Consider the following 6401-nt stretch of genomic DNA (forward strand, 5'->3'; position numbering starts at 1 on the left):
CCCGGATCGGTCCCCCCGCCGCCCGTGTAGGCTGACGCGGCGGCCTGGGCGTCGGCGCAGGGCGCCGTGCACGCCGGGTCGCAGATCGTGGAGGTGACCCTGCACGGCACGGACGGGGGCGCCGTCGTCCTGGAGGACCTGGAGGTACGGGTGGCCGCCCGCCGCAAGCCGCCGGCCTGGACCGTCTACCAGATGTCGCAGGGCTGCGGCGGCGGGCTCACCCCCGCCGCGTTCGCCGTGAATCTGGACGCGCCGCGCCCGCTGGCCCGGCCCGTCGCCGGGAACGACGGCGGCAACCCACTGCCCGCCCCCGCCTTCCCCCTGCGCGTCTCGGCGTCCGAGCCGGTCGTCCTGCGGGTGGAGGCGGCCACCACGGGATGCGACTGCGACTGGTCCCTGGACCTCCGGTGGACCGGCCCGTCCGGGTCGGGCACCCTCCGTATCGACGATGGCGGGCGGCCGCTGCGCACGAGCGCCGCCACCGGTCGGCCGGTGTACGGGTACGCGCTGGAGCAGGGCCGCTGGGCCCGCTGAACCGCAGGTCAGAGGGTGTTGTCGGTGGTGGCGCCTAGACTCGTCGGCAGAGGGGACCGGCAGTTTCACCAGGCCATCGACGGGGAGACGGGGAGGGGGACACGCCATGACACCGCAGCCGCAGCGGCAGCCGCAGGCGCACCGCTCCTTGCCGCCGCAGGCCACCGCACTGCTGCGGCACGCCGCGGTCTTCCTGCCCGCCGCCGTCCCCCGCGAGGGGCGGGTCGCCTTCTGGGCGCCGGACGGGGACGCCCTGCCCGAGGCGGGCACGTCGGCACCGCTCACCGTCGTACGCCCGCACGGCGACGGGGTCCGCAGCCGGACCGTGCCCGCGGTGACCTTCTCCGTCGCCTCCGCCCTGCCCCTGCTCGCGCAGGCGCCCCACAGCCCCGCCGCGCATCCCGCCACCCGCGCCTGGGGAACCGCCGCCCGGCAGGCGCTCACCCTCGCCGCCCGTGGCCGGCTCCTCCCCGGACTCACCCCCGAAGGCATCGACGCCTGGCGTGCCGGGCCGCTGGACGCCGCCGACATCGACCACCTCCGCGCGGTCGCCGCCGCGCTGCCCTACCAGGGATACGCGACGCCCCTGGTAGGGCGCCGCCCGCTGCAGCTGCCCGAACCGGAGGCACTGGTCCGCGCGTTCCTCGACGCCGTCGCCGACGGCCTGCCCCGCACCCCGGCCGCGGCCGTGGCCGCCGGACGGCCGTTCGCCGCGCGGGAGCCGCAGCGGGTGCCCGGGATACAGGACTGGGCCGCGCAGGTCGCGGCCGGCTCCGACACCGGCGTCGGGATCTCGCTCCGGCTGGACCTGTCCTCGTTCCGGCTCTTCGACGAGGCCGAGGAGGCCGACACCCGGCGTGCCGGGGCCGCCGTCGTCCAGGTGCACAGCCTCGCCGATCCGACCCTGGTCACCGACGCCGGGCACCTGTGGGCGGGCACGGCGGCGGCCGGGTTCGGCCCGCGTGCCCGGATCGACGCCGTGCTCGCGCTGCGCCGGGCCGCTCGGGTCTGGCCGCCGCTGCTGCGCCTGCTGGACCAGCCCGTGCCCGATGCCCTGGCCCTGTCCGACCCGGAGCTGGAGGACCTGCTGGGGGTGGCCGCGAGCCGACTCGCGGCCGCCGGAGTCCTGGTCCACTGGCCTCGCGAGCTGGCTCGTACGCTGTCGGCGACCGCCGTCGTCCGGTCCACCGCGCCCGGTTCGGCGACCGACGGGACCGCCTTCTTCGACGCCGAGCACCTCTTCGCCTTCTCCTGGGAGCTGGCGCTGGGCGGCGACCGGCTCACCCCGGGGGAGATGGACGCGCTGGCCCAGGCGCACCGGCCCGTCGTCAGGCTGCGCGACCGGTGGGTGAGGGTCGACCCGGAGCTGGTGCGCAAGGCGCGCAAGCGGGAGCTGGGCGTCCTGGACCCGGTCGACGCGCTGGCCACCGTACTGACGGGGACCGCCGAGATCGACGGCGCGACGGTCGAGGCGGTGCCGGTGGGCGCGCTGGCCGCCCTGCGGGACCGGCTGACGGGGGAGCAGGCACCGCTGCCGCAGCCCCCCGCCCTCAAGGCGACCCTGCGCGACTACCAGGCGCGCGGCCTGGCCTGGCTGGACCTGATGACCTCCCTCGGTCTCGGCGGCTGCCTGGCCGACGACATGGGCCTCGGCAAGACCGTCACGCTGATCGCGCTGCACCTGCACCGGGACCGGCCGGAACCCACCCTCGTGGTGTGCCCCGCGTCCCTCCTCGGCAACTGGCAGCGGGAGATCGAGAAGTTCGCCCCCGGCACGCCCGTGCGCCGCTTCCACGGCAACAGCCGCAGCACCGAGGACCTGACGTCCTGCGCGGGCGGGTTCGTCCTCACCACATACGGGACGATGCGCGCCAGCGCCGCCCTGCTCGCCGAACAGAGCTGGGGCATGGTCGTCGCCGATGAGGCGCAGCACGTCAAGAACCCGCATTCGGCGACCGCGAAGGCGCTGCGCACGGTGCCGGCGCCGGCCAGGGTGGCGCTGACCGGCACCCCGGTGGAGAACAACCTCTCCGAGCTGTGGGCGCTGCTCGACTGGACCACGCCGGGGCTGCTTGGCCCGCTCACCGCCTTCCGGGCCCGCCACGCCCGCCCGGTGGAGCACCAGAGCGAGGAGGACGGAGGCAACGAGGCGGCGGTCGCCCGGCTGTCCGCGCTCGTCCGGCCGTTCCTGCTGCGCCGCAAGAAGTCCGACCCCGGGATCGCGCCCGAGCTGCCGCCGAAGACGGAGACCGACCATCCGGTCTCCCTCACCCGTGAGCAGGCCTCCCTCTACCAGGCGGCGGTGGACGAGGCGATGGCCGTGATCGAGTCGAGCGAGGGCATGGAACGACGCGGCATGATCATGAAGTTGCTGGCCTCGCTCAAGCAGATCTGCAACCACCCCGCGCAGTACCTGAAGGAGGAGCAGCCCCGGATTCCCCACCGCTCGGGGAAACTGGCCCTGCTGGACGAACTGCTGGACACGATCCTGGCGGAGGGCGGCGCGGCGCTGGTCTTCACCCAGTACGTGACGATGGCCCGCCTGATCGAACGGCACCTGCAGGCCCGCGGGATCAGCTCGCAGCTGCTGCACGGGGGGACGCCGGTGCCGCGCCGCGAGGAGCTCGTCGACCGGTTCCAGGCGGGCGAGGTCCCCGTCTTCCTGCTGTCCCTGAAGGCGGCGGGCACCGGGCTGAACCTCACCCGGGCCGGGCACGTCATCCACTTCGACCGCTGGTGGAACCCGGCCGTCGAGGAACAGGCCACCGACCGCGCCTACCGCATCGGCCAGACCCAGCCCGTCCAGGTCCACCGCATCATCGCCGAAGGCACCGTCGAGGACCGGATCGCCGAGATGCTGGAGGCGAAGCGGGCTCTGGCGGACGCCGTCCTCGGCTCCGGCGAGTCGGCGCTGACCGAGCTGACCGACCGTGAGCTGGCCGACCTCGTCTCCCTGCGGAGGCCCGGATGATCACCGCGCGGGACGACCGCCGCCGCACCTTCGAGACCGTGCCCGCCGGGGCCGAGGCGGTCAGCTGGTGGGGCCGGGCCTGGGTGTCGGCCCTGGAGGAGGCCTCCCGCGACGCGGCCCGCCTGGCCCGGGGGCGTACGTACGCCGAGGGCGGGCACGTCGACGCGGTCACCGTCACCCCGGGCCGGATCGTGGCGTACGTCCGGGGCAGCCGGCCCCGCCCGTACCGCACCGAGCTGACCCTGCCCGCCTTCGCGGACCCGCAGTGGAACGACCTGCTGGAGACGGTCGCCGTCGACCCCGCGGCGCTCGCCGCCCTGCTGGAAGGGGAGGTTCCGCAGTCGCTCGCGGGGGCTGTCCTGCCCGGCGTGGGCGAGCTTGTCCCGCACTGCTCCTGCCCGGATTTCGGGCGCCCGCCGTGCAAGCACGCGGCGGCCCTCTGCTATCGGGCGGCACGCCTCCTGGACGAGGACCCCTTCGTCCTGCTGCTCCTGCGCGGCCGCGGTGAGCGGGAGCTGCTCGACGAGCTCACCCGCCGCAATGCCGCCCACGCCGCGCGTGAACAGCCGGACACGACGCCCGGCTTCCCCGGCGTTCCGGCCCGGTCGGCGCTCGCCCGCACCAGCCTGCCGCTGCTGCCCGCGCCGCTCCCCGTGCCCGCCGCCGTGGGCCTTCCGCCCGCCTACCCGGCCGACCCTGCGGCGCCGGACCCCCTGGTCCTCGACCAGCTCGCCTCCGACGCGGCCGCCCGCGCCTTGGCCCTACTCGCCACCGGCGAGGATCCGATCGCCGGGCTCACCGTGTGGCAGGACGCCGTCCGGCTGGCGTCCGCGCACCCCACGGCGGGACTGACCGGCGCGGCCCGCACCTTGTACCGAGAGCTGGCCCGCGCCACCGGCCGCACCACCACCGATCTCGCCCGGGCCGCCGCGGCCTGGCGCCAGGGCGGGCGTCCGGCCCTCGACGCCCTCGAAGAGCCCTGGGATCCGCCGGCGGGCCCCTTCGACCGGGCCCGCCCGGCCCTGCTCGCCGCCGGCCAAGGCTCCTTCCGCCCCGACCGCAACCGCCTGACGATCCGCACCCGCCAGCTCCGTCTCGGCCGTGAGGGCCTCTGGTACTGCTACGAGGACCGCCACGGTGACCAGGACTGGTGGCCCGTGGGCCACCCCTCCCCGGACCCCGTCAGCGCGCTGCTGGGGTGATGCCCTCCGCCCAGCGGGTCAGGGTGGCGAAGTCGCGGTCGCGGAGTCCGTGACGCGGGTGGATGCGCAGCAGGAGGGCCGGGGCCGGATGGTGTTCGGCGACCCAGGCGCGGTCGCGCGGGGTGATCATGTCGTCGACCCAGGCGAAGGGCCGGCCGGCCGCCCAGTCGCGGAGGTGGCGGGTCTTCCACGAGAGGCCGTCGGGGTCGTCGGCGAAGAGTGCGGGCCACTCGACGACGCCGAGGTCACCCGGCAGCCCGATGTGCGGGGAGATCATCGTGTTCGCCTGATGCGTCCAGGCGGTGGCCCAGGTGAGTTCGAAGGGCAGGGCCAGCAGCCGGGCTCCGTGGGAGGGGTGCAGGCGCACGCGGGCGCCGCGCCGGGCCTGGCGGGACTCCGGATCGCGGTAGGAGAGCCAGACGTCGGGCCACATCCGGTGGCTCCGGTATCCGCGCAATCCGGCCAGGGCGGAGCGGAACGGGTTGAGGGGGCCGTCCACGTCGAGGAGGAGCAGCGGGCGATGGGTCATGAAGTACCCAGTACCCAGTACACGATTGAGTGAAATGCCTACCGTCTCTATAACCCGAAGGGGGTCGGAGCGTTGTTTCCGGTGCGGGGACATTGCCCGCGAACTTTCCGGAAGGCAGGGAAACTGATGCGTCACAGTCGTCGGAATGGCTTGATCGCGGCGATGGTTGCGGGAGGCGGCCTGGCGGTCGCGGGTGTGGGCGGACTCGCCCACGCCGACGCGGACGCGGGTGGCCGGGCCGAGGGCTCGCCAGGACTGCTGTCCGGAAACCTCCTGCAACTGCCGGTACACGTCCCGGTGAACGCGTGCGGGAACACCGTGAGCGTGGTCGGCGTGCTCAACTCGGCTTCCGGGAACCGCTGTAGCAACGAGTCGGCGGGCGACGGCGGGAATTCCTCAGGCGGGAACAGGGGTGGGGCCGTCGCGGAAGGACAGGGAAAGGATTCTCCGGGAGTGCTGTCCGGCAACGGCATCCAGCTCCCCGTCGACCTCCCGCTGAACATCAGCGGCAACGCGGTGAGCGTGGTCGGCATCGGCAACACCTCCCACGGCAACACGTCCGTCAACGGCGAGGCGCCCACGGGCGGCAAGCCCGTCCAGCCGCCCGTCCAGCCGCCCGTCGTCGAACAGCCGGTGACCCCGCCCGCAGCCGTGTCCGTGCCGCCGGCTCCGCGCCCGGCGCCGCCCGCCCCGCCGCGGCACAGCGAGGCGCTCGCCCACACCGGGTCGGACGGCGTCGGTTACCTGCTGCCCAGTGGCGGCGCGCTCCTCCTCGGAGGGGTACTCCTCTACCGCCGCTTCCGCCTCAACTGAGCGGTTCGGGCCGACGGGTCCGGGGTGGCGCGGACGCGTGCCCCGAAGGCGGGGAACGCCACCCGTCCAGGATGGCGTCGATCCGCGGGGCCAGCCGGGCGCGGGCCGCGAACCGGGGGACCCCCGCCATCAGCAGGGCGTCGTACTCGGTGTCGGTGTGCCGCACCGCCGCCCGGACCGCGACGGAGACCGCCAGTTCGTCGAGGGCGCGGCCGGCCGCGGTCCGGCCCACTCGGCCGCTGCCGCGCACCGAGGCGTGGGAGGCGATCGCCACGGCCCGGTCGGCCGGACATCCGGGGAACAGCCGCACGATCTCGGCGGCGAAGGCCGCCGTGAACCGGGTGTCCTCGGC

At 75.1% G+C, this 6401-nt stretch carries 6 protein-coding genes; 4 read left to right on the top strand and 2 right to left on the bottom strand.

All coding sequences use genetic code 11. From position 1 onward, the window contains the following. Nucleotides 1-66 precede the first annotated feature (66 nt). The 3 genes from ACWGIU_RS26120 to ACWGIU_RS26130 all read left to right on the top strand — a co-directional run bounded on the left by ACWGIU_RS26120 (nucleotide 67) and on the right by ACWGIU_RS26130 (nucleotide 4707). Complete coding sequence (locus ACWGIU_RS26120; RefSeq protein WP_453709662.1) at nucleotides 67-534, top strand: hypothetical protein; 468 nt, start codon at nucleotides 67-69, stop codon at nucleotides 532-534. Between the two features lie 106 nt (nucleotides 535-640). Then, nucleotides 641-3505 (top strand): SNF2-related protein, encoded by a 2865-nt coding sequence (locus ACWGIU_RS26125; RefSeq protein WP_453709664.1) that lies wholly within the window; start codon nucleotides 641-643, stop codon nucleotides 3503-3505. Further along, on the top strand, nucleotides 3502-4707 hold the full coding sequence (locus ACWGIU_RS26130) for an SWIM zinc finger family protein (RefSeq protein WP_453709666.1): 1206 nt from the start codon (nucleotides 3502-3504) through the stop codon (nucleotides 4705-4707). The genes ACWGIU_RS26125 and ACWGIU_RS26130 overlap by 4 nt, the downstream gene beginning before the upstream one ends. Here the strand turns inward: ACWGIU_RS26130 and ACWGIU_RS26135 are convergent. Further along, nucleotides 4688-5236: a hypothetical protein gene (locus ACWGIU_RS26135; RefSeq protein WP_453709667.1), complete on the bottom strand. Its 549-nt coding sequence runs from the start codon at nucleotides 5234-5236 to the stop codon at nucleotides 4688-4690. The genes ACWGIU_RS26130 and ACWGIU_RS26135 overlap by 20 nt on opposite strands. 162 nt (nucleotides 5237-5398) lie before the next feature. Here ACWGIU_RS26135 and ACWGIU_RS26140 point away from each other — a divergent pair, with 162 nt between their 5' ends. After that, nucleotides 5399-6049 carry a chaplin gene (locus ACWGIU_RS26140; protein ID WP_453709669.1) on the top strand — a complete coding sequence of 217 codons (651 nt, stop codon included), beginning with the start codon at nucleotides 5399-5401 and terminating at the stop codon, nucleotides 6047-6049. Here the strand turns inward: ACWGIU_RS26140 and ACWGIU_RS26145 are convergent. Further along, the coding region (locus tag ACWGIU_RS26145) for a DUF2293 domain-containing protein (RefSeq protein WP_453709671.1) at nucleotides 6042-6401 on the bottom strand (360 nt) is incomplete at its 5' end. The genes ACWGIU_RS26140 and ACWGIU_RS26145 overlap by 8 nt on opposite strands.

The organism is Streptomyces sp. NPDC054840 (assembly GCF_053611065.1).